The 23,762-nt window shown below is 45.5% G+C and carries 18 protein-coding genes; 5 read left to right on the forward strand and 13 right to left on the reverse strand.

Annotation, left to right across the window (positions count from 1 at the left end; translation table 11 throughout):
- Window positions 1-183 precede the first annotated feature (183 nt).
- From AB4375_RS01995 to AB4375_RS02005, 3 genes are all read right to left on the reverse strand, one after another.
- Window positions 184-993 (reverse strand): M15 family metallopeptidase, encoded by an 810-nt coding sequence (locus AB4375_RS01995; RefSeq protein WP_029235636.1) that lies wholly within the window; start codon window positions 991-993, stop codon window positions 184-186.
- An 81-nt stretch (window positions 994-1,074) separates the two neighbouring features.
- Window positions 1,075-1,803, reverse strand: coding sequence for a DUF429 domain-containing protein (locus AB4375_RS02000; RefSeq protein WP_017062812.1), 729 nt, complete (start codon window positions 1,801-1,803; stop codon window positions 1,075-1,077).
- A 58-nt stretch (window positions 1,804-1,861) separates the two neighbouring features.
- Entirely contained in the window at window positions 1,862-3,574 is a 1,713-nt protein-coding gene (locus tag AB4375_RS02005) for a class I SAM-dependent methyltransferase (protein ID WP_372050934.1), read from the reverse strand.
- 259 nt (window positions 3,575-3,833) lie between these two features.
- On the opposite strand from AB4375_RS02005, the gene AB4375_RS02010 reads away from it, so the two are divergent.
- The 4 genes from AB4375_RS02010 to AB4375_RS02025 all read left to right on the forward strand — a co-directional run bounded on the left by AB4375_RS02010 (window position 3,834) and on the right by AB4375_RS02025 (window position 9,273).
- The gene (locus AB4375_RS02010; protein ID WP_017059736.1) at window positions 3,834-4,772 is read left to right on the forward strand and encodes a hypothetical protein; all 939 of its coding nucleotides are present in this window, start codon (window positions 3,834-3,836) and stop codon (window positions 4,770-4,772) included.
- A gap of 197 nt (window positions 4,773-4,969) precedes the next feature.
- Window positions 4,970-5,737 (forward strand): 1-acylglycerol-3-phosphate O-acyltransferase, encoded by a 768-nt coding sequence (locus AB4375_RS02015; RefSeq protein WP_065584647.1) that lies wholly within the window; start codon window positions 4,970-4,972, stop codon window positions 5,735-5,737.
- 147 nt (window positions 5,738-5,884) lie between these two features.
- Complete coding sequence (locus tag AB4375_RS02020) at window positions 5,885-7,255, forward strand: MBL fold metallo-hydrolase (protein WP_372050935.1); 1,371 nt, start codon at window positions 5,885-5,887, stop codon at window positions 7,253-7,255.
- Window positions 7,256-7,725: 470 nt separating this feature from the next.
- Window positions 7,726-9,273: a sodium:alanine symporter family protein gene (locus AB4375_RS02025; RefSeq protein ID WP_017069529.1), complete on the forward strand. Its 1,548-nt coding sequence runs from the start codon at window positions 7,726-7,728 to the stop codon at window positions 9,271-9,273.
- Window positions 9,274-9,418: 145 nt separating this feature from the next.
- Here the strand turns inward: AB4375_RS02025 and AB4375_RS02030 are convergent, their stop codons facing one another.
- The 5 genes from AB4375_RS02030 to guaB form a co-directional block, all read right to left on the reverse strand.
- The gene (locus AB4375_RS02030; RefSeq protein ID WP_017062818.1) at window positions 9,419-10,012 is read right to left on the reverse strand and encodes an acetate uptake transporter; all 594 of its coding nucleotides are present in this window, start codon (window positions 10,010-10,012) and stop codon (window positions 9,419-9,421) included.
- Between the two features lie 485 nt (window positions 10,013-10,497).
- Entirely contained in the window at window positions 10,498-12,048 is a 1,551-nt protein-coding gene (locus AB4375_RS02035; protein ID WP_050653324.1) for a Na+/H+ antiporter NhaC family protein, read from the reverse strand.
- Between the two features lie 274 nt (window positions 12,049-12,322).
- On the reverse strand, window positions 12,323-14,020 hold the full coding sequence (locus AB4375_RS02040; protein ID WP_372050936.1) for a glycoside hydrolase family 19 protein: 1,698 nt from the start codon (window positions 14,018-14,020) through the stop codon (window positions 12,323-12,325).
- 324 nt (window positions 14,021-14,344) lie between these two features.
- Window positions 14,345-15,898, reverse strand: a complete 1,554-nt coding sequence (gene guaA, locus AB4375_RS02045) for a glutamine-hydrolyzing GMP synthase (RefSeq protein WP_017059729.1) — start codon at window positions 15,896-15,898, stop codon at window positions 14,345-14,347.
- A 378-nt stretch (window positions 15,899-16,276) separates the two neighbouring features.
- Complete coding sequence (guaB, locus tag AB4375_RS02050; protein WP_017062496.1) at window positions 16,277-17,740, reverse strand: IMP dehydrogenase; 1,464 nt, start codon at window positions 17,738-17,740, stop codon at window positions 16,277-16,279.
- 244 nt (window positions 17,741-17,984) lie between these two features.
- On the opposite strand from guaB, the gene xseA reads away from it, so the two are divergent.
- Window positions 17,985-19,331: an exodeoxyribonuclease VII large subunit gene (gene xseA, locus AB4375_RS02055; protein WP_065584650.1), complete on the forward strand. Its 1,347-nt coding sequence runs from the start codon at window positions 17,985-17,987 to the stop codon at window positions 19,329-19,331.
- Window positions 19,332-19,442: 111 nt separating this feature from the next.
- On the opposite strand, the gene ureG is transcribed toward xseA, so the two are convergent.
- The 5 genes from ureG to ureC form a co-directional block, all read right to left on the reverse strand.
- Window positions 19,443-20,084, reverse strand: coding sequence for an urease accessory protein UreG (ureG, locus tag AB4375_RS02060; protein WP_004735125.1), 642 nt, complete (start codon window positions 20,082-20,084; stop codon window positions 19,443-19,445).
- 46 nt (window positions 20,085-20,130) lie between these two features.
- Entirely contained in the window at window positions 20,131-20,811 is a 681-nt protein-coding gene (locus tag AB4375_RS02065; RefSeq protein ID WP_065584651.1) for an urease accessory protein UreF, read from the reverse strand.
- 42 nt (window positions 20,812-20,853) lie between these two features.
- Window positions 20,854-21,450 (reverse strand): HupE/UreJ family protein, encoded by a 597-nt coding sequence (locus tag AB4375_RS02070; protein WP_017079882.1) that lies wholly within the window; start codon window positions 21,448-21,450, stop codon window positions 20,854-20,856.
- A 74-nt stretch (window positions 21,451-21,524) separates the two neighbouring features.
- A complete protein-coding gene (gene ureE, locus AB4375_RS02075) occupies window positions 21,525-21,977 on the reverse strand; it encodes an urease accessory protein UreE (protein WP_048614367.1) in 453 nt (150 codons plus the stop codon).
- Between the two features lie 77 nt (window positions 21,978-22,054).
- Window positions 22,055-23,758: an urease subunit alpha gene (gene ureC / locus AB4375_RS02080; protein WP_372050938.1), complete on the reverse strand. Its 1,704-nt coding sequence runs from the start codon at window positions 23,756-23,758 to the stop codon at window positions 22,055-22,057.
- Window positions 23,759-23,762: the final 4 nt, after the last annotated feature.

Here is a 23,762-nt window from a genome sequence, read left to right on the forward strand (position 1 = left end):
TGCGCTGCATTCGCTTATCGATTATTGACTAATGGATACCCAATAACCTTTTCAATGCTCGGTGTTCTATTGAAGAAATGAATACAAAAAAGGCCAACGACGAGCGCTGACCTTAGCTATTCAAAACACACCTGAAGCGAGTTTAACTTGCTAAAACACAAACGGTTCTAGATAAACATAGCACTAAAAAGTCCCGACTGTTTTCTTTGCACAGATAGCGCGAGCTTTTTCTGCGTCCTCACCTTTATTTTTGAGATAGCACTGTCGATAAGATTTGACGTAGCGCTCAAATAACACCTCGGCTTCAGGTTGTGGTTTAGAGAGCAGTTGGTTAACGAACTTTCTTGATCCAACCTCAAAATGCTGAGTATCGATTGGGCTATTCCAATCCCCTCCCCAGATCATAAATCCGTGATGGGCAAACAGCTCCACCACATCTTCAGCCATGCCGCGGCGTTCAATTTCATCACGAGCACGAAAACGAGTACGGTTCACATAACGAGTCGCAGATTGTGAAGGCTTTACCGTGATTCTTCCGTTGCTATCAAACTCTAAGAAAGGGTTTTGAACTGGGTTGATGTCGATTGCCACACCATAGGCATGTTTCGACCAACCTCCTCCGCCTGTAATAGGACGAGCGTTAAAGGCGCTGCTGTTGTTCGCATCCATTGAGGCGCTATCATCACCTCTGAATTCACGCATTAAGCGAGCGGAATGAAGAGGAAAATTGCGCTGTTTGAGCTCTGAAAAGATTTGTTCAACAGCAGGCGCAATAACATCAAGCACGATCATATTGCCCTGTTGCGTTTCCCCTTTGAAACTAATGAAATCGAAATCCACTTTGGATAGTCGCTCACAACCAACGGGCGCACCACTACTCAAGACATTGTTCTTTTTCATCATGTCGCATTGCCATTGAGATATAGGAGCGACTTGGGCATAACTCACTGCACTGAGCACAGTGGCCAGACAGCCGACAATAAAACGTTTCATATCAAAAACTCAAAATAGTAAGAGTGAAAAGTAGCAGAAGTTGGAAAATAGCATATTAAGCCAAGTTGAGCGCACGCTTTGTTAGCGTGTTTTGTTCCAGTAAACAATCTCTCTAACTCGTCCGTTCTGATCCTTGTCAGCTTCTCCACCAACATCAGAAAGTTCAGGTAAGGTCGATAATTGCGGAGCGTAATAGGCAACTAACATAAGTACGAACGCATCGTAAATATCGTCTATCGCGGCGTCTTTACGTTTGGTATTTGAAATGGCCAACGACAAGCGGTCACACCATTGAGGGGATAGCTGCTGAATAATAGAAAGCCGTTCCTCTTTGCCTTCTTGCGTTCGTTTTGAAAACGTCAGCGGTTCGTCTTTCAATGCTGCAAACACCACTTCAGGATGTGATTCCCTGATAGAAAGATTGGGATGAGTTTCAATGAGCTCATCAAGCTCGCGAATCTTGGGCACAATTCCCCAAGTCTGTTTAGAAAACTTCTTATCAAGCTGCTCCACATTGGCACTGCACGCCGCAATGTAATCGGTTTGGTAAACCGCCTCACGACACGGAACCGGAAACACCGAAGAACCACGTTTACTGGTTAGAAAACGCCTTGCTGCTTTGTCACACAAGCGATCTGGAGTTTGTGCATCACTAAAACCAATAGGCATATCGATAAGCGCCGTTGAACCGATAAGATCACTCGCTAGCTCATCGAGGGTGTTTACCACTTTAAACGCAGGTATCTCATTGTCAGAGACAATCCAAGCGATCCAACCCGACTTGCAGCCATCAATTCCGATGTATTTCATTATGTTCTCGATGATTAGTTTGTTGAGGGTTATTTGGGATAACTAGCCCACTTAATGATCAGTGCCACTCACTAATCAGCAGTCTGCTTTTTACACCACGTACCTGCAAGCCCATTGCATCGAACACCTCTTCAAAGTCTCGACACTGCGCAGGGATGTTAGGTAACGAAAGCGCGGCTTCTGAAAAGAATTGTTGTTCAAAATGAGCCGAATCGTTCCAAGCGAGTTGCCACCACTCTAGAATCCTCGACTTAGACGAGCGCAGCTTTTCAGCCGTAGGAACTTTATCACTTTTACTTAAGTTCTCTTTGCTTGTAGTAGGAAAGAGGTTCCACTTATCGTTGTTTGGCCAGTAAGCGAAAGGCAAACAGTGATCAACGTGATACTCATTTTTTAATGATTTTCCACTCCACACGCTGACAATGTCGGCACGATCAGATCTAAGTTGCTCGACACGTTTACGCACATCGCGAGTATCATGGTTTTGATCGATCCATACCAAGCAGTCGTGATAAGTCTGTAGTGAAATGCTTCGCTGTCGGTTCAACTCGAAACGCTGCATCTCCATGACCCATTGATTCACCACCAGTGGTTCAATCCAAGAGTGGTAGATTCTAAAGCACTCCCACAGGCTTTCATCGAGAGTAAAATAACCAAAACTTTCTAAGAACTCACTATCAATGACCAGTGATTCTCGGCTCTTCCGTCGTTTGTGAGGTGGGTATATATCGAATAGTCGGTTGTCTTTCGAGCCTTGATAAATGAAAGTCACAGGTCCTGATTTAATGGTACTGATCGTTTGTGAAAATAGCTTTTGTAGAGCCTTGGCTTCATCGCCGAGAAACATAGCGCCTATCGCTAGATCATCAGCACTTAAGTGTTTGAGTTTATTCCAACCATCCTCTTTTACAAACCCAAGTCCCTTCGTTGTGTTGCTATTTTGCTGAATCCCAGCGCCTTCTATGTCGATATCAATCAGTCGCTTAAACTGCCTAACCCAATACAGAGCAACCAAGCCCACTGGTAGAGAAATTTTCCCATCAGTTCGATCAATCACAGCGCCTGAATGCGCATCAGCAATTCTCAGTAGAGTTCTCAACAAAGCCAACTTGTATGTGGCCGACTTGTTGTCATTCACAATAATGTGGCGCACCTTGTTCAAGTCACCGGAGCCATCGTCTGGTAGTGTCATCACCACGGTTTGCCACCACACCTCACTGCGGTTCAATGTATCTTGGCTATCATCAACATGACGAACCAACAAGGCGCTGTTTTTTGATAAACGCTCGAGCTCTTCAACCGAGACTTCATAGCCTTGTCGACTGTCTTGAAACTCCCCATGACGCAGAGTGATCACCAACTTGCCATTTGGAGCTAGCAAGTTAGACAACTTTCTAAATGCGCGCTCTCGATGAGACGGAGCGAGATGCATCCAAACCGCACTGACCAATATCAAGTCAAAACGCATTCCGAGGTTTTCAGTCCGGCTAAGCGAGGGAAGTGAATCATCAATCCAGGTAACACTTGGGCCTGTATATTTCGAGCCTTGTTCGCGTAATGAAGCACTTGGTTCTATCGCAATAACATCAGCTCCGGCATTGTGCATCCATAGCGCATCACGACCGCATCCAGCACCAACATCTAGTACTTTATCGCCCTCTAAAGGCCAGTAAGCTTGCCAGCTTTTATGTACCGTCTCGAACGTAACTGAGTTGTACTGCTGGCAAAGTGTGTGAGCATTTTTATCGTAAAAAGGAATCGATGAGGACATATGCGCTATTGGAGTAAGGAGTCTATCTCAATAGTAATGGGGAGCTTAGGCGATTGCTAGCAGCTCATGCAAGTTCAGCCACACCGAGCAATATTTATCGTTAGTGACTGTTTTATATCAATATCCACCTAATGAGTGCATCAGGCGAATCAGTCTCGTCAGCAAAACAAAAACAAACAAGGTGCAAGCTGACGTGCGAACAGAGATAATTGTTTGAAGATGATTAACTCGCCTCAAGCACCAAACCGATAGAAAACTAATGAACACATACTCGCACATAGATACCCCATTCAATCTGCGCCACACCTGTTGGTTTTGTGGTGAGCCTTCCAGTAACCTTGTTGAATTTCCTAAGACAGCGCAGGCTGTTGCCAAGATAGGCCATTCACCGATAGCACTGCCGGCTTGTAATGAGTGTGCGAGAATTAACTATTCAAAGAATCTGACCTCAATTTGGTCTGTGCGCGATCAGATAAAACACACTCTGATAGACAAGTACGCTAAGCACCTTGGCATCGGTGAGAACTGGACGGAGCAAGAGCTTATTGATTCTGATTTCTCGGGTTCGACGCTCGGTGGGTTTGGGCGCAGCGCTTGGAAGATGTATCAAATCGCCAAGCAACGCGTCGATTATAAAGGCTGGCCTTTGTCGGTTGATGACATCCCACTTGAGGTATACGACGAAACCAGTGGCTTTGAGTTTGACGGTACTCGTTATGCCTCAATCAATTCATGTATCGACTATTTCACCAAGGCAGCAGGCGTAGACAAAGAGCTGTTGTCGCAGCTTGTCGACATCGTTTCATCAGAAAGGTTTAGCTACGCACTGCGAATCACCAAGCTGAACAAGAATGTCTCTAATACCAAGCGCTCGGAGATCGTCGAAGAGGTACTACAACAAGAGTCTGAACAAGAAGAGATACTGCTTGAGCAAGCTAATTCAATGTTTAACCCAAACGTCGAAGAGGTGAATATTTCAGGCTCAATAGCGCCTGTATTTGCCATTCAGTGGGCGCTGGCTAACAAGGTTAAAGATTTAGCCCACCTTTGTGCTCTCGAAGATGAGTATTTTGACTATTTCGAGCACCTCGGCGGCCCTGCAGCTTTCATGTCTTATAACGGCCTACAACTCTACTTAGAATCGCGTCAAGATCCGGAATGGGTAGAAAAATCGGATCCAAATAAACAGTATTGGTGATCATGAGCCATTACTGGTGAACACGTGTAAGCTCGATAACTGTGTCAAACATCCATTGTTAGTCCTTGTTTTATATAAAGATCTAAAAATAGCCCCCTATCACAGTTAATTGTTGCAATTCAGTTAAATAGAGTGAAGACTTCAAGCATCTAAAACTATTTAATCACTGCCATCTTGCGGTGAGTAAGGAGTGAATTGTGCTTGCTGTTCTTCGTATTATTTTGGCTACGGTGTTTATTATTTTCACCACTCTATGTGCTTTTGTTTACTGCTTGTTTAGCCCCAAGAACCCCAAGCATGTGTACGTTTTCTGTCGTTGGTTCAACCAACTCCAAAAGATCATCGGTGTAAAACTGGTGCAACGCGGCCTAGACAATGCCCCGACACCAGAAAACAGCGTCTACATCTCTAACCACCAAAGCATATTGGATTTTGTGACCGATCCAGGAATGCTAAGACCACGCACTGTTTCATTGGGCAAACGCGATTTGTTGTACGTGCCTTTCTTTGGCCTGCTGTATTGGATCACCGGTAACATCATGATTAACCGCGAAGACAAATCCAAAGCACGCGATACCATCAAGCAAGTGGCGGAAGCGATTCATCAGAGAGATCTGTCTGTTTGGGTTTACCCGGAAGGAACCCGTAGTAAAGGGCGTGGACTACTGCCATTCAAAACAGGCGCTTTCCGAATGGCAATTGAAGCTGGTGTGCCTATCACCCCGATGTGTACTAGCACCACGCACAATAAGATCGACTTTAATCGTGCCAATAATGGCATTGTGATCACCGAGATGTTGGAACCTATCGATGTATCCGGATACAAGCTTAGCGATGCGAGAGAGTTGGCCAATCGCTGTCACGCACTCATGGCAGAGAAAATAGCAGAGCTTGATGCCGAAGTGGCTCGTTTAGAGGCGCAGCAAAAAACAGAGTTGGATTCAGATCGTTCTTCTACGAACTAACTCGCAACGAAACCACTGAGTCATCGCTCAGTTACTTAAAAAGACACTCAACGATCGCAACTCTCATTGTTCTTGTTTTACTTGCTGGCGCTTATCCGCAAAATAAAAACAGGCGTTATCTGCCTTATAGAGCAATGGGAGTAAACGATGGAAGTGATTCACCATGGTGGCAAACATACTGTCACAGGATCTTGTCACGAATTAAGAGATTCAGGCCAAGCGGTGCTCATCGATTGTGGCCTTTTTCAAGGTTTAGATCTTCAAGGTAAAAAGCTTCAAGGTGCGGACACTCGCCCTCTTGATATTGAATTTGAAACATCCCACCTCAACGCTCTGCTGCTGACCCATACTCACATTGATCATATTGGCCGATTACCTTGGTTACTCGCCAGTGGGTTTAACCAACCGATTTATTGCACGCAAGCCACCGCTGAACTTGCCCCTTTAATGATTGAGGATGGCTTAAAGCTGCAAGGACTCAGCAATAAACAGTCGAAGCTGATACTCAAAAAGATTCATTCGTTAATTGCTCCCAAGCCTTACGGGGAATGGTTTCCAATCACGTCTAAACAGCAAAACAACGGAAAGGATCATGATAGGCCAAATACTCTGTATGCTCGCTTTCAACCTGCGGGGCACATCTTAGGTTCTGCCTATATCGAGATTAAGTTACCCAACCAAGAGGTGGTAGTCTTCTCTGGCGATTTAGGCCCAAGTAACACACCACTACTGCCCGATCCAAAGCCACCACGACAAGCCGACTATCTGTTTATCGAATCCACTTATGGCACCAGTACACATGATGATATTGCTACGCGAGCTGAGCGTCTCAAAGCAATCATTGATCGTTCACTGCTCGACGGTGGCGTTATTCTAATTCCGGCATTTAGTATCGGCAGAACGCAGGAATTGCTTTTTGATATCGAACACCTGATCTTTGAGCATCAACTCAGTAGCGATATTCCTATTATTCTCGATTCTCCGATGGCTCAAAAAGTGACGCGTTCATACCGACGTTTTAAAGAGTTGTGGGGACAAGAAGCAAAGCAGCGTCTTGAACTGAAACGCCACCCACTCGCTTTTGAGCAGTGCATTACCGTCGATGGACATAGAATGCACAAGAAAATCGTGAATCGCCTCAAGTCGACAGGTGAACCCGCGATTGTGGTCGCAGCTTCTGGGATGTGTCAGGGTGGTAGGATAATGAACTACTTATCAGCTTTACTTCCCGATAAACGCACCGATGTAATTTTAGCAGGCTATCAAGCTCACGGAACGCTCGGGCGAGAGCTACAACAAGGAGAAAAACAGGTTTCCATCGATAACCAACACGTTGAGGTGAAGGCTCAGATCCATAGTATGTCTGGCTACTCTGCTCATGCTGATAAAGATGATCTCAATCGATTTATAGAAGAAATAACCGTGCCACCCAAAGAGGTACATTTGATTCACGGAGATTCAAACACTCAGTCTGAGTTCGCTCAAGCTTTGGTTGGAAAAGGATTTAAAGTCGTTTAAAACAGGCGATTGATTCACGATTTCTGATTGCGGTAATCCTTACGGAAAGTTCTAAAAATCACTACTGATATTTTAAATAATACCTCCCCTTAAACCTGCCTAATTTCACTATATCGGTGATATATTCTTGCGTCTTTACCGTCGTAATGTGTTAACAGTCATTAGTACTGAACAACGTTTCCTCTCATTTTTCTTCTACTTTCCCTTCTGACACATATTGTGAGTTTCGAAAATTTGTATTAATCACTATTTATTCACTTTACAAACCGACACTAAAAACAACCAATTGCATATCAATTTTAATGAAACGATTATCAAATTAGCACTAAGCGTTAACAAACACTCCCTGTAACATGCTTTATGTCACAGTAATCCTAATAGGCAGTTAAATAATTTAACACTAAGGTTACAAGTGAAGTATTGTGTTGTTCGAAAAACAATCATAAGCAAAACTAACAGGGAAAATACTCATGCAGTCATTCGTTGATTTTTTGAATGGAATAATCTGGAGCCCAGTACTTATCTACCTATGTTTAGGTGCAGGTTTGTTCTACTCCATCATGACTCGATTTGTTCAAATCCGTCACTTCTTTGAAATGTGGCGCTTGCTACTATCGGGTAAAAGCTCATCAAAAGGCATCTCGTCTTTCCAAGCTCTAGCCGTTTCGCTATCTGGCCGTGTAGGTACAGGTAACATTGCTGGTGTTGCTGCCGCTATCGGTTTCGGTGGCCCAGGTGCAGTATTCTGGATGTGGGTTGTAGCCTTCTTTGGCGCCGCGACTGCTTATGCAGAATCTACGCTAGCGCAAATCTACAAAGAAGAAGACGAAGGCCAGTTCCGTGGTGGTCCGGCTTACTACATTGAAAAAGCAATGGGTCAGAAGTGGTACGCATGGATCTTCGCAATCGCGACTATTTTTGCATGTGGTATTTTGCTTCCAGGTGTTCAGTCAAACAGTATTGGTAATGCTGTAGAAGCTGCATTTGGTTCAGGTGACATGATTGAAACAGCTGTCGGTACATTCAGTTTCGCTAAAATTTTCACCGGTACTGTTGTTGCAATCATCCTTGCTTTCATCATCTTTGGTGGTGTTAAACGTATTGCGAACTTCACACAAATCGTTGTTCCTTTCATGGCATTGGCTTACATCATCATCGCGTTCGTTATCATTCTGCTAAACATCAGCCAAGTGCCAACGGTTTTCGCAATGATTGTTGGTGATGCATTCACACCTATGGCAGGCTTCGGTGCTGCAATTGGTTGGGGTGTTAAACGTGGTGTTTACTCAAACGAAGCGGGTCAAGGTACTGGTCCTCACGCGGCAGCGGCTGCAAGTGTTGATCACCCAGCTCAGCAAGGTTTGGTACAAGCATTCTCTATCTACATCGATACTCTTCTAGTATGTTCTGCTACAGCGTTCATGATCATCATCACTGGTGCTTACAACGTTCACGGCGGCGCTGAGGGTGTGTTCCTTGTTCAGAACCTAGCAGCAAACATCGGTGCGAATGGTCCTGTATTTACACAGCTTGCTATTGAAAGTGCACTACCAGGCATTGGTAAGCCATTCATCGCATTTGCTCTGTTCTTCTTCGCATTTACAACGATTCTTGCTTACTACTACATCGCAGAAACGAATATTGCTTACCTACGTCGTACCATCAAGATCCCTGGCATGATGTTCGTACTTAAGCTTGTTCTTATCACTGCAGTTTTCTATGGCACAGTTAAAACAGCGAACCTTGCATGGGCAATGGGTGATGTTGGTGTTGGCTTGATGGCATGGTTAAACATCGTTGGTATTCTGATCATCTTCTTCATGTCTAAGCCTGCGCTTAAAGCTCTAGCTGACTACGAAGAACAGCAGAAACAAGGCGTAACTGAGTACACGTTCAACCCTGTAAAACTAGGCATTAAAGGTGCTACTTACTGGGAAGAGAAGTACAAGCGTAAAACAGGCAAGTCTCCAGAAGCAGAAGCTGCAGACACTAAACCTGTAGAGCAACCTTCAGCTTAAGCTTTCCTTAGCAAATAGATCGCTTTAACAAATAGTGCTATTAATAACGCATAAAAAAGGGGTTAGCTATTTCGGCTAACCCCTTTTGTTTTATTCATAACCAATAAATGGCTTATAACAAACTAACTGTTCCCGAGTTAGAGTATTAAGCAGCGATTTCTTGTGTTGCCATTTGAGGCGCTTTCTTCTCACCGATAGGCAGTACTGTGCGGCCGTATTCGTTGTTGATTACTTGTGCCATTGCAAAGTAGATAGCTGAAGCGCCACAGAAGATACCTTCAAAACCAGCGATAGTGCCGATTAGTTGACTGCCAGTGAAATCACGAGCTGCAAGTAGGAAGAACAAGATAGTTAGTGAACCGAATACTACTTGCTTCGCCACTGGGTAGCATAGAGAGCCGATGAACATGAAGCCTGTGAAGATGCCCCATAGTAGTAGGTACCAACCCATGAATGCTGCAGGGCTTGCAGGTAGGCCCATGTAAGGCATCACGATTAAACCAACCAAAGACAACCAGAATAGGCCGTAAGAAGTAAACGCAGTTGTACCGAACGTGTCACCACGTTTGAAACACATTGTGCCCACGATAACTTGGCTCAAACCACCGTAAAAAATACCCATAGCAAGAATCATTGAATCGATTGGAAAGAAACCTGCGTTGTGGATATTAAGAAGAATAGTGGTCATACCGAAACCCATTAAGCCTAGTGGCGCTGGGTTAGCTAGTTTGGTCGACATTGCGAATTTACCTTATTAAAGTGGTTGATTAAAAAAAAGCGATAAAAATTATCAGAAAATTTTAATCTATAAACTGTACAACTAGGTAATCCAGTTATCGAAAACTAAGATTGTGTAAATGATCTTATGGAAGATTAGTTTCATAACAACGCTAATTAATTCATAGAACCTATAAGTAAACAAATTCCCTGTCACGTATCGACTCATTTGATCGTCATTCCAGAATCGAGGGACGAGATATCTGGAATCTCCTTTTAGACATAAGCACCGACGATAAACGCCAGAGACTCCCTACCACGTTCGTTCCTCACTGTAGGGAATGACGGAGGTTTGCTTAGATGCGGGTAACGAGATACGGGATGCGAAGAGCGCGTTCAGATTGAGCAAGCGAGAAACTAAATTGCAAACACGAGTAATAATAGGGCGAGCTTTTCGTTACTTGTTTACTCGCATCCCGTATCTAGTCTCTCATTTGTAATCTTAAATTACGCTTGTTGTGGTTTAGATTCAGGCACTTGAGATTGAACTTCTGAAGAAGCGTTTTTACTCGCGTCGCGCTTGGCTAACAGAGTTACAAGAATAAGCTGAGCAACAAGAGCGCCTAACACAACCAATGCACTTCCCGTAAAGCCTGCGACTACAAAACTAATCAGAGCAATAGAGCCGTTCATCAATGCGTAAGGTAGCTGCGTCTTAAAGTGTTCAAACTGATCACACCCAGCCCCGGTTGAAGAAAGAATCGTGGTTTCAGAGATCGGTGAGCAGTGATCACCAAACAAGCCACCCGATAACACGGCACCAATCGCGACGAGAAGCGGAGCATCTATCGCAATCGCGGTTGGAATAACTAAAGGCATCATTATCGCGAAGGTTCCCCACGATGAGCCCGTTGCGAATGAGATAATGGCAGACAGCAAGAACGCGACCGCAGGTACTAACCAGTAAGGGAAACCGCTCTGTGCTTGCTCAGCAATATAAGCCGCTGCACCCAACTCTTTACCAACGGTGCTTAATGCCCAAGCCAATACCAAGATGATCGCGACTGGCATCATGTTTCCCATGCCTTTTAAGTACACAGAAACACCATCAGACAACTTTCTTACACCGTAGTAAGCCATTAACGAAATTAATGTAATCGCCGCAAAGAAATAAGCCGATGATAACGCCGCTCTAAATGATGAACCTGCGACCTTTTGGAACGGGAAGCCTTGTGGAACCAACATGGCACACAACACCACCAGCATCACTAACAATGGTGCCCAGACAAAAGATGCCTTTGCATTTTTATGCGAGAACGGATTTAGTGATTCGTTATTCACGCCAGAGTTAATTCCCGCCTGGCAATCACGCTCGGCTTTTGCCATTGGCCCAAAGTCTAAACCTTTAACGGACACAAGCGGAACGATGAAAATCGCAAGAAATGCGTAGAACTGAAAAGGAATCGCACCGATGAAGGCATCCCAATCGGACATGTTGACATTCAACGCCGTGAACTCTTTCTGAATAAGGCTCATGATGTAAACACCCCATCCAATGAAAGGGATAAGAATAGCAACGGGCGACGAGGTTGAATCAATGATGAATGCTAGCTTCTGTCTAGAAAGTTTCAGTTTATCGAAAAGGGGACGAAAAACAGGGCCAACAATTAAAGGGGTGCCTAAGTCTGAGAAAAATATAACGATTCCACCCAACCATGCTGACAATTGAGCTTGGCATTTATTGCTTACCCACTGAGTCACTCGCTTTGCAAACGCGACGCCACCACCGGACTTTTCCATCAATGCGACAAAGCCACCGATGAATACCAACAGCATGATCACACCAGCGTTATAGCTGTCGGTAAGTTGAGGGACTAGGTAACCTTTCACCATGGTACCAAACGTATCAAGCGGGTTAAGTTCGCTAAACATGCCAGTCAGCATTGCAACACCACTCAGCACACCAGCAAAAAGGCCTATCACCACATTCCTTGTCGCCAATGACAACACCAAAGTAATCACAATGGGGATGAGTGACGTGATATCTGTCTGTTCCATAGGTACACCTTAACCCTAAAATAAGAGAATAAATATAAATTAAATTTGAATATAAATTCACAAGCATCATTTGTACAGAACTTTATCTTCTAACTGGATAATTAGTCTTTAAATGCGCTTCAACATAGCCAAATAGACCAATCACCCTGCTTAAGTAGCCAAGTTCGAAACGGAAAAAAGCCGAAAGTAGAAACTTTCGGCTTTTGATTATTTATATCGCTATGGTCGTACTACTGAGCTCGTAACTTAGGCCACCTCTTCAGTATTCAGACTATCAATTACAGCTGATTTCATCCCAGAACCAATTCGATTGAACTGGGCTTTCCCAAACACCTGGGCCGTTTTTAGCCACGAAGCACTTACCGTTATGCGTCACTTTATCGCCATTACTCACTTGGCTAACACCGGCTTGCCACGTGATAAACACAGATGGGTCAACAACGACAGGTGACTCGGTAACTGGCGGTTCAACTGGTGTTGGGTCTACCGGAGCAGGATCAACAGGCGATGGATCTGTCACTACCGGTGGTGTTGGCTCGCCCGCTACTAGTTTCCAAGGGCCACCATTGGCAGGGTCATCCCCTTGTGTCCACCATTTCGCTTCATAGGTTGCGCCGTTATGCGTCACTTGGTCACCCGCGTTGTAAACCTTGGTCGCACTCCAACCATTACCACCCGGATCAGTACCAGGATCTACCGGATCCAGCTTATCGACAACTTTCACTTCAGGCCAACTCGCATGAGAACCATAAAAGTTGGTCACACACTTCTCGTAATCACCAGCCACCAGTGCGGAATAAGCCGTTTGGAAACCAACAAGCTCACACTCAAACGAGTAACCTTCTGGGCGGTCTGCGTAGTATTTCCAGTTACCATCCCAGTTGGTGTACAACACATCCGTTGCTCCGTTGAGATTCAAGCTTCCGTAAGGCGTTTGCTGCCAACATGTATTGGCTTCATCGGCTTCTACAGGAATTTGATAGTGCGCGGCTAACCCTTCCCAGTAACGAATACGGTTAACGGGTTGGCCTTTGTCTTTGTTCTGCTCGCCACATTCAATACCACCATTGATCACGTTGATTGTGGTACCAAAGCCATAGCCAATACCCGCATCCAATTCACGTTGAGATGGTGTCCATGTTCGGTCAATTACATGCAGCATTGCCGGTTTAGGCGCTTGTGGTGTTAAAAAGAACCAGATAGCAGACGCTAAGTTCAACCAAGAATCCGCCACTAAGCCCGGATTGTTGAGAAGCACCGTCGCATCGCCATCGAACATCACTTCAGAGAACGCGCCGTAATTAAAATGGTAAGAAAGCTGTTTAGCACCACGTCCGAAGTAACCCTGCCCCGCAGCACATGGCCAACGGGCATTCTGCCAATCATTCTGACCACAACCTGTGGTGTAACCTTCTTGGCCTTCAGACCAACCCATTTCGCGAACATGCACCAGCGCTTGCTGCCACTCTTCTAGAGCTAATGGATTATCAGAGGTGTTGCCTATCGCGATGTGCCCACCCGTCTCTTGTGAAAAGTGAGCAAAGGCCGTGATGATGGATTTCTTACAGATGGCATCGGAGTCACGGCCATCGGTGTACTCTCCACAGAAGGCTGGGAATTTGCCAATTGCACGTAAGAAGCGAGTGTAGGTGTATTCTGGCGCTGCCATCTGAGTGAGGAAGTTCCATTCCGATTGAGGGAACACGCGCTCTACACGCTTTACGTTTTCAGGGTTGGAGGGGGAACCGGGTTCAATCGCTTCAACGATTGTATTCGGGCGAGTTTGAAGGGCCTGTGACCAGATCGCATACATAGGATCGGATGTTTTCGCTTGTTCAGCAGCTTGTAGAGCCGACTTTTCAACAAGGTAACCATTCGGGTTTTGCGGATCAGGTTGAATGTTCAAAGACGCATGACTTTGCGCTGCTAATGTGCAGCCCAGTACTGTCGCCAAATATTTGATTTTTAACATGATGGATTCTCTTATCTGTCCTTAATAAGTCCATCAAAGAGTATGCTTCACATGTGGAATGGCCTAGCTGTAGCGGTGTGAATTTATAAAAAGTGCGAGTGATCTTTTTGATACATGGCTCAGCACAACAAAGCGTCTCATGGTTTCTTGAGCTGATATCTAGTTTCCAACTCATTTGGTTTCTAGTTATTGTTCATTTGATTTCGAGGTATTGCTCATAAGCCTTTAATGTAATGAATCAATATAATCAATCGAAAAGAAAAAAGCCCCGAACTGAGTTCGAGGCTTAAGATCTTAATCAAAGCTGGTTAAATCTCTAAGAGATTATTCCCACTCGATAGTTGCTGGTGGCTTACCAGAAATATCGTAAACAACACGTGAAATGCCGTTAACTTCGTTGATAATACGGTTAGAAACCTTACCTAGGAAGTCGTATGGTAGGTGTGCCCAGTGAGCAGTCATGAAGTCGATAGTTTCTACGGCACGTAGAGATACAACCCAATCGTACTTACGGCCATCGCCCATTACGCCAACTGAACGTACTGGTAGGAATACCGTGAATGCTTGAGATACTTTGTGGTAAAGGTCAGCAGCGTGAAGCTCTTCAATGAAAATAGCATCTGCGCGACGCAGTAGATCACAGTACTCTTTCTTGATTTCGCCAAGAACACGAACACCTAGACCAGGACCCGGGAATGGGTGGCGGTAAAGCATGTTGTATGGAAGACCAAGCTCAAGGCCGATCTTACGTACTTCATCTTTAAACAGCTCACGTAGAGGTTCAACAAGACCCATTTCCATATCATCAGGAAGGCCACCAACGTTGTGGTGAGATTTGATTACGTGTGCTTTACCTGTCTTAGATGCTGCAGACTCGATTACGTCTGGGTAGATAGTACCCTGAGCAAGCCATTTAGCATTAGATAGTTTCTTAGACTCTTCATCGAAGATATCTACGAATACGTGACCGATGATTTTACGCTTAGCTTCTGGTTCAGCTTCGCCTTCCAGAGCTTTAAGGAAACGATCTTCTGCATCGACTTTGATGATGTTTAGGCCGAACTGGTCACCAAACATATCCATAACTTGCTCAGCTTCGTTTAGACGAAGAAGGCCGTTATCAACAAATACACATGTTAGTTTGTCGCCGATAGCGCGGTGAGCAAGCATCGCAACTACAGATGAATCAACACCACCAGAAAGACCAAGGATAACTTCGTCGTCACCTACTTGTTCTTTAATACGTGCAACTGCATCTTCAATGATTGAAGCTGAAGTCCACAGACCTTCACAACCACATACGTTAAGAACGAAGTTCTCAAGCATTTTCAGGCCGTTTTTAGTGTGTGTTACTTCTGGGTGGAATTGAACACCGAAGTACTTCTTCTCTTCGTTTGCCATTGCAGCGTATGGGCAAGTGTCTGTTTCAGCGATCTTTGTGAAATCAGCTGGAATCTCAACTACTTTGTCGCCGTGGCTCATCCAAACATCTTGAGTAGACTCAAGGTCAGCGAAAAGTGCAGATTCGCCAGTCACTTGTACCGCTGCGTAGCCGAACTCGCGCTCAGTAGACGTTGCTACTTTACCGCCAAGTTGCTCAGCCATAGTTTGCATGCCGTAGCAGATACCGAATACAGGAACACCTGAATCAAATACGTACTGAGGTGCACGTGGAGAGTTCTCCTCCGTTACACTTTCAGGACCACCAGATAGGATGATGCCGTCTGGATTGAATTCACGAATATCCGCTTCTTCTACGTCCCAGCTCCAAAGTTCACAGTAAACACCGATCTCACGAATACGACGAGCTACTAGCTGTGTGTATTGAGAACCGAAGTCTAGAATTAGAATACGTTGGTCATGAATATTTTTAGTCATTGTAAGCAGTCTTATTGGCTATGTGATAAAACGGAGGTGAGTTTACTCACCTCTGATTAACTCTTCAAGAAATAAAGCAAACGTTTTCGTTAGATATCTTTAACCACGTGTTTTGAGACAATCGGACTTTTAACAAAACAGGCGGTAGATATAATACCAATCACAGTAAGTAAGTGTTCAGGAATAGCGTAGGAAAAAAGCCTGAGAACGAGGCTGCTCTATTCGACAAAGAGTTCTGATAAGTAGTTATTCTACAATCAAAAATTCTAACGAAGTTATCGAGGTTTTTAACAAGCTAGGATGACCAGTTATTTACTACGATTGGTATATTAATGTGCCGACTAAATCAGCACATTATTCAAACGTTTGGACGTATTATTAACCTAAACGGTAGTTAGGTGCTTCTTTCGTGATTTGAACATCGTGTACGTGAGATTCTTTCATGCCCGCACCAGAGATACGAACAAACTCAGCTTTAGTACGCATGTCTTCAACAGTTGCAGAACCCGTTAGGCCCATGCTTGAGCGTAGACCGCCCATCTGTTGGTGAACGATCTCTTTTAGACGACCTTTGTATGCGATACGACCTTCAATACCTTCTGGAACAAGCTTGTCTGCAGCGTTGTCAGATTGGAAGTAACGGTCAGAAGAGCCTTGAGACATAGCGCCAAGAGAACCCATACCACGGTAAGACTTGTAAGAACGACCGTTGTAAAGAATAACTTCACCCGGTGCTTCTTCAGTACCCGCGAACATTGAACCAACCATCACACAAGATGCGCCAGCAACGATAGCTTTACAGATATCGCCAGAGAAGCGGATACCGCCATCTGCGATTACTGGAATACCGTATTCGTTTGCAACTTCCGCTGCGTCTGCGATTGCTGTTACTTGAGGAACACCAACACCAGTAACGATACGAGTCGTACAGATTGAACCTGGGCCGATACCAACTTTAACTGCACTAACACCCGCTTCGATAAGAGCACGTGCGCCAGCACCAGTTGCTACGTTACCACCGATGATTTGTAGATCAGGGTATGCAGCGCGAGTTTCGCGGATACGGTTAAGTACGCCTTCAGAGTGACCGTGTGAAGAGTCGATAAGTAGAACGTCTACGCCAGCTTCAACTAGAGCAGCAACACGCTCTTCGTTACCAGCACCAGCACCAACAGCTGCACCTACACGTAGGCTGCCGCGCTCATCTTTACATGCGTTTGGTTTACGTTCTGCTTTGTGGAAATCTTTTGCAGTGATCATTCCAGTCAGTTGGAAGTCATCATTTACAACAAGAACTTTTTCAACACGCGCTTCGTGCATTTTCTCTTGAACTTCTTCACGAGTTGCACCTTCTTTAACAGAAGCAAGGCGAGCTTTAGGCGTCATTACTACATCAACTTTCTTAGAAAGGTCAGTAACAAAGCGAACGTCACGGCCAGTAATGATACCAACCAATTCGTTTGTTTCAGTAACAACAGGGAAACCGGCGAAGCCGTGTTTTTGAGTAAGGGCTACAACATCAGCGATTGTCGCGTCAGGGCTTACAGTTACTGGGTGAGAAACCACACCAGCTTCGTAAATTTTAACCTGGCGAACCATTTCAGCTTGCTGCTCGATTGACATATTCTTATGAATAAAGCCAATACCACCTTCTTGCGCAAGGGCAATTGCTAGGCGTGCTTCCGTAACAGTATCCATCGATGCAGAGATCATTGGGATGTTTAAAGAAATGTTTTTCGTTAACTGAGTGCGAAGATCAGCTGTGTTCGGAAGAACGGTTGAGTGTGCTGGGACGAGTAAAACGTCATCAAAAGTTAAAGCTTCTTTTGCGATTCGTAGCATTTGCAATATCTCACAACAAAGGTGTTAAAAGGAGTAAACCCAACTTTATCGTTTCGCATAATAAAGTGATTTGGATTTGATATTGCAGACGGATTATACGCACGGCGAAATCGCTTGGCTACACATTTTTGTACTTTTAATTTGCATTTACCCCCTTGCTATGTATTATATTGCCGCTATCTTCCATACTCACGCCCTGTGAGATTCCAAGAAAGACCTTCCTTCAAGGAAAGATAGTGCTTCTATGACTAATCCAAACATCTTTACTGTTTCTCGCCTCAACTCAGAGGTTCGTCTCCTATTAGAAAACGAAATGGGAATAGTCTGGCTCGTTGGTGAAATCTCAAACTTCTCTGCACCTGTATCTGGTCACTGGTACCTCACGCTTAAAGACTCTCGCGCTCAAGTTAAGTGCGCCATGTTTCGTGGCAATAACCGCCGTGTCACCTTTAAGCCCCAGAATGGTAATCAAGTTCTAGTCAAAGCTCGCCTATCTCTTTACGAGCCACGCGGTGACTACCAACTGATCATCGAAAGCATGCAGCCAGAGGGTGACGGTAAACTTCAGCAAGAATTTGAAAAGCTGAAGATGAACCTTGCCGCAGAAGGACTGTTTGCTCAATCAAGTAAGCAAGCTCTTCCTGAACACCCAAAACGTGTTGGCGTTATCACATCTAAAACCGGTGCAGCGCTGTTTGATATTCTTGATGTACTAAAAAGGCGCGATCCTTCGCTACCGGTTGTGGTTTACCCGACCATGGTTCAAGGCGAAGAGGCGGCGATTCAGATTGCCCAAGCGATTGGACGCGCTAACGAACGCAATGAATGTGATGTGTTAATCGTCGGCCGTGGCGGCGGTTCATTAGAAGACTTATGGTGCTTCAATAACGAGATCGTAGCTCGCACAATCGCAGCAAGCCAAATCCCGATTATCAGCGCCGTTGGCCACGAAGTGGATGTCACTATCGCTGATTTCGTTGCCGATATGCGTGCCCCAACGCCATCAGCTGCGGCTGAATTGGTTAGCCGTGACAACAGTCATAAAGAGCAAGCTTTTGCCTCTAAACGAGCTCGCTTAGTCAGTGCGATTCGTCATGTGTTAATCAAACAGGCGCAATCAACTCAAACGTTGAAATACCGCTTAGAGAAGCAACACCCTAGCTACCAACTTCAAAAGCAGAGTCAGCAGCTTGATGACCTAGATATGCGTTTGCGTCGTGGTATGACTCAATACTTAAAACAGCATGCACAGCGTGTTGAACGTAAACAGCACCAGCTTCAATTGAACTCGCCAGTGAAACGCCTTGGCGAACAGAAACTGCATCTGCAACGTTCAGAGCAAAAGCTATTGGATGCAATGGACAAGACATTACTAACCACTCGCCACCAGCTCGCTATGGCTGCAGAGAAGTTAGAGACCGTTAGTCCACTGGCAACCCTAAAGCGTGGCTACAGCATTACTCATTCAGAATCGAGCAAGACGGTATCATCGATTAACGATGTCGAAGTCGGTGAAGTGATCACCACTCAAGTTGAAGACGGTGTGATTGAGTCGCAAGTGACCACAAGAGTGACTAAGAGCGAGCTTTAGGTTCGACTAGAACGTTGAAAATCATTTAAAACCAGAAAGCCCTATCGATAATCGACAGGGCTTTTGTATATCTACTGGCTGTAAAAGAAAACAACCTGATTCAAACCTTACTCACGACTCCGTCGTAGAAGGCTCCTTCATGGTCAGCATCCCTTCCGTCACAATAAAGTTGATGATGAAATCTAAACCTTGGCTCTCTTTGAGGTTGGTGAACACGTATGGCTTAGTTGGTCGCATGCGTTGAGTGTCTTGCTCCATCACTTCAAGTGACGCGCCAACATACGGTGCTAAATCGATCTTGTTGATGACTAACAGATCGGATCGTGTAATACCCGGTCCGCCTTTACGTGGGATCTTCTCCCCTTCCGCTACATCAATCACGTAGATGGTAAGATCGGCTAATTCAGGGCTGAACGTCGCACTCAAGTTATCACCGCCACTTTCGACGAATACCACATCGAGGTTCTTATGCAGCTTGGCAAGCTCTTCTACCGCAGCTAAGTTCATCGACGCATCTTCACGGATCGCCGTGTGCGGACAGCCACCCGTTTCAACACCAATAATACGATCTGGTTCTAGAGCCTCTGCTCGCGTAAGTATCTTGGCATCTTCTTGAGTGTAGATGTCGTTAGTTACCACTGCGATATTGAGCTTGTCGCGAATCGCTTTACAAAGCACTTCTAATAGCGCTGTTTTACCAGACCCTACCGGGCCGCCAATACCAATTCGAAGTGGTTGCTTATAACTTTCCATTGTCTACTTCCTTATATTCTTTTTGCTACATCGTTCGCGCTAACCGCTACGAACGAAATAGTCGTGTGTATTGTGTTTCGTGCAATGAACTCGCTAATGCCATCGAAGGCGAAAAGCTGCCTATCATCCAATCTTCTATCGTGCGGGCCTTTTCGATCACCTCAGGAAAGGTGTTGGTGATATTAATCAATGCCAACTGACCATCGGTTTGACCTAAAGGCACTAACTTGACCCCTGCGGTAACGATGTTTTCAAGCCAACTCCATAAATAACCCTGCTTGAGGCTCTCTAAATCAATACCCCAATGCTGAGCCGCCATACACATGCCCAACAATTGGTTTGGATGACTATCAACAGAATCCACCAGCGAAATATCGATATCCAAGCGCTTCAACAAGGTGTTCAATGCATGCCCACGCTGCTTTTCTTCCGCTCGCAATTCACTGGTTTCACGGCTTGAGTATAAGTAGTTACACCAATGCTCAATCTCATCGATTTCACCCTTTTCTAGCGCGTGATAAAGACGCTCTAAGATAGGTAATTCCAAAGTTGCGACACTGGAACTGACGATGGTATTAAGCCACTGTTCCATGCTGTTGCGATCGGTCACCCACCCCGCTTCAACCGCTAACTCTAAGCCTTGCGAATAAGTGAACCCACCAATCGGCAACGATGGACTGATCAATTGAAACAGACGATAGACGGCTACATTTTCTGTTGTGGTCATAATCGTGCCCTCAGTCTTCCAGAATCAAATAAGTTCGAGAGCCTACGCGCCTAACAGCAATAGTGCGCTTGCTGAAGCCACGCCGACTGACAACCATTTAGAGTAAACCGCGCGACCAACAAAAGTACCGATAACCATCAGAGCCAAAGCACTGATACTCATGCCTGTTGCGAACTGAGTCAGGTTGCTCGCGGCTTCAACGCCGTGTGCGTAACCATGGAAAAACAACATAGCAATCGAAGCAACTAATACGCTGTTTACACGCTTGGTTGATGGTGAGAATACATGCCATAAACATAAGCTGACGACAAACAGAGAAGCGATAATGGCAGGCTCAACAATCACAGAGAAACCTAGGGCTTGGCCTGCGATAAGCCCTACCACTAAAGACACCAATCCACCGCCAATCAGAGCTGCTTTTGTCTTGGTGGAAAATGACAGTGCGCCAATTAATAAACCGAAAGCGATCAGCATGATCAGATGATCCATGCCAGTCACAGGGTGAGTTAAGCCAGACATAAACGAGTGAGACTCATGAACTGAATGCGCCCCATGTCCTGGGTGAGCGAAAGCCATCGTTGATGTTGTTAGAGAAGCTATTGTGAAAGTGCATAAGCCTGCAGCTGTTTTAAAGTTCATCGCGAGTTCCTTGCGTTTATAGTTATTAATATTTGTTGTTATATAAATCGTTTAGTGAGTCATCAATGACTCGATTAATGATGGTGATGATGTCCACCAGAGCGACCGCCATAAGCACCGCCTTCTGGTTCAAACGGTTGTTTCTCAGTGGTCACTTTCGCGCCTAAGCCTTCAACCATTTCATCTAAAACATGGTCGTGTTGATAACGAACCCAACCCGCTTCCACTTGCAGCGGAACATGACGGTTACCAAGGTGATACGCCACTCGCGTTAGCAAGTGTGGGTCTTCACAATAAACAGTCGAAACAGTTTCCGGTGCCGCTTTCACTTCTACGACTAAACCACATTCACTTGAGAGTTGTTCGCCGCCACGCAAGATATGACCTCGTGGTAGAAACAGCCCTGCATTGCGCCCGTCATCTAGCATCACCTTAAGGCGGCTTTTGATGCGACTATCGATCGGCAGGCTCAAATAGCCGTCCGGTGCATTTTGTATTTGAGTATTCAGTTGAGTCAGTTCAATCATGCTATTACCTCAATCTCCTTGTGAGATTTATAACGTTCAAAATAGGGTCACTAAAATAAGATTCTTTAGTCAAAGGCTTAGAATAGAAAGTACCGCTGAGCCATTGGCAGCTCTTCAGCAGGCTCACACGTGAGTAGTTCACCATCGGCGCGCACTTGGTACGTCTGAGAGTCGACTTCAATCTTCGGCATCCAATCATTGAGCTTCATGTCGGCTTTGCTGATGTTTCGGCAGTTGCTCACAACACCAATCAAGCTCTGCAGACCCAATTGCTTGTCGATGTTCTGCGCCTTGGCTTCTTTAGAGACAAACAGCATTGATGTGTTCTGACACGCCTTGCCGTAGCTACCAAACATCGAGCGATAGTGAACTGGCTGAGGTGTTGGGATTGAAGCGTTTGGGTCACCCATCGGCGCCATGGCGATCATGCCGCCTTTCAAAATCACGCTTGGTTTCACGCCAAAGAAGGCTGGCTTCCATAGAACTAGGTCAGCTAATTTCCCGGCTTCGATCGAACCGATTTCATGAGACATACCATGAGTGATCGCAGGGTTGATGGTGTACTTAGCGACATAACGTCTTAAACGGAAGTTATCGCTGTAGTCTGAATCTTCTTTTAAGCTACCGCGCTGAACTTTCATCTTGTGCGCGGTTTGCCAAGTACGTGTTACTACCTCGCCTACTCGTCCCATAGCTTGAGAATCCGAGGCGATCATCGAGAACGCACCTAAATCATGAAGAATGTCTTCTGCGGCAATGGTTTCACGGCGGATACGAGATTCAGCAAACGCGACATCTTCTGCAATTGATGGTGAAAGGTGATGACACACCATCAACATGTCTAAATGCTCATCGACCGTATTGACCGTGTAAGGTCGTGTTGGGTTAGTCGAAGAAGGCAGAACGTTGGGTTCACCTGCCGCACGGATAATGTCGGGAGCATGACCACCGCCCGCACCTTCAGTGTGATAGGTATGAATCACGCGGTCACCGATGGCGCCAAGTGTCGATTCAACAAAACCCGACTCATTCAGCGTATCGGTGTGAATTGCAACTTGTACGTCCATCTCATCGGCAACACTTAAGCAAGTATCAATTGACGCGGGTGTTGTTCCCCAGTCTTCGTGCAACTTCAAGCCAACAGCACCCGCTGCTACTTGCTCACGCAGTGCTTCAGGCTGGCTCGCATTGCCCTTTCCTAACAAACCAAAGTTCATTGGGAATTGATCGAGTGATTCCAACATACGATGCATGTTCCACGGACCCGGTGTACATGTGGTTGCGTTGGTGCCCGTATTTGGACCCGTGCCACCGCCGATCATGGTTGTCACACCCGACGCCAGTGCTTCTTCAATCTGTTGTGGGCAAATAAAGTGGATGTGTGAATCAATGCCACCAGCAGTCAGGATTGAACCTTCACCTGCTAAAATTTCCGTGCCCGGGCCAATTACTATATCGACGCCCGGCTGAACGTCTGGGTTACCTGCTTTGCCTAAAGCTTGAACTCGGCCGTCTTTGATGGCGACATCGGCTTTTACGATGCCCCAATAATCCAACACAATCGCATTGGTGATCACCAAGTCAGGTGTTTCGGCGCTTGGACGTTGGCTTTGTCCCTGTCCATCACGGATCACTTTACCGCCGCCAAACTTCACTTCATCACCGTATACGGTGTAATCCTTTTCAACTTCTAGCCATAAATCGGTGTCAGCAAGACGCACTCGGTCACCGACTGTAGGCCCAAACATTTCGGCATAAGCCTGTTTGGATATCGTCGCCATGTTC

This window comes from Vibrio sp. 10N.261.51.C6, assembly GCF_041471785.1.
Classification (GTDB): Bacteria; Pseudomonadota; Gammaproteobacteria; order Enterobacterales; family Vibrionaceae; genus Vibrio; species Vibrio crassostreae_C.

Bases quoted from the DNA above. Each gene is read 5' to 3' on its own strand.
- AB4375_RS02035 (WP_050653324.1), bottom strand. From the start codon at position 12,048: ATGGAACAGACAGATATCACGTCACTCATCCCCATTGTGATTACTTTG.
- AB4375_RS02025 (WP_017069529.1), top strand. From the start codon at position 7,726: ATGCAGTCATTCGTTGATTTTTTGAATGGAATAATCTGGAGCCCAGTA.
- AB4375_RS02040 (WP_372050936.1), bottom strand. From the start codon at position 14,020: ATGTTAAAAATCAAATATTTGGCGACAGTACTGGGCTGCACATTAGCA.
- guaA (WP_017059729.1), bottom strand. From the start codon at position 15,898: ATGACTAAAAATATTCATGACCAACGTATTCTAATTCTAGACTTCGGT.
- AB4375_RS02065 (WP_065584651.1), bottom strand. From the start codon at position 20,811: ATGACCACAACAGAAAATGTAGCCGTCTATCGTCTGTTTCAATTGATC.
- xseA (WP_065584650.1), top strand. From the start codon at position 17,985: ATGACTAATCCAAACATCTTTACTGTTTCTCGCCTCAACTCAGAGGTT.
- AB4375_RS02000 (WP_017062812.1), bottom strand. From the start codon at position 1,803: ATGAAATACATCGGAATTGATGGCTGCAAGTCGGGTTGGATCGCTTGG.
- ureG (WP_004735125.1), bottom strand. From the start codon at position 20,084: ATGGAAAGTTATAAGCAACCACTTCGAATTGGTATTGGCGGCCCGGTA.
- AB4375_RS02010 (WP_017059736.1), top strand. From the start codon at position 3,834: ATGAACACATACTCGCACATAGATACCCCATTCAATCTGCGCCACACC.
- guaB (WP_017062496.1), bottom strand. From the start codon at position 17,740: ATGCTACGAATCGCAAAAGAAGCTTTAACTTTTGATGACGTTTTACTC.
- ureE (WP_048614367.1), bottom strand. From the start codon at position 21,977: ATGATTGAACTGACTCAACTGAATACTCAAATACAAAATGCACCGGAC.
- AB4375_RS02020 (WP_372050935.1), top strand. From the start codon at position 5,885: ATGGAAGTGATTCACCATGGTGGCAAACATACTGTCACAGGATCTTGT.
- AB4375_RS02030 (WP_017062818.1), bottom strand. From the start codon at position 10,012: ATGTCGACCAAACTAGCTAACCCAGCGCCACTAGGCTTAATGGGTTTC.
- ureC (WP_372050938.1), bottom strand. From the start codon at position 23,758: ATGGCGACGATATCCAAACAGGCTTATGCCGAAATGTTTGGGCCTACA.
- AB4375_RS02070 (WP_017079882.1), bottom strand. From the start codon at position 21,450: ATGAACTTTAAAACAGCTGCAGGCTTATGCACTTTCACAATAGCTTCT.
- AB4375_RS01995 (WP_029235636.1), bottom strand. From the start codon at position 993: ATGAAACGTTTTATTGTCGGCTGTCTGGCCACTGTGCTCAGTGCAGTG.
- AB4375_RS02005 (WP_372050934.1), bottom strand. From the start codon at position 3,574: ATGTCCTCATCGATTCCTTTTTACGATAAAAATGCTCACACACTTTGC.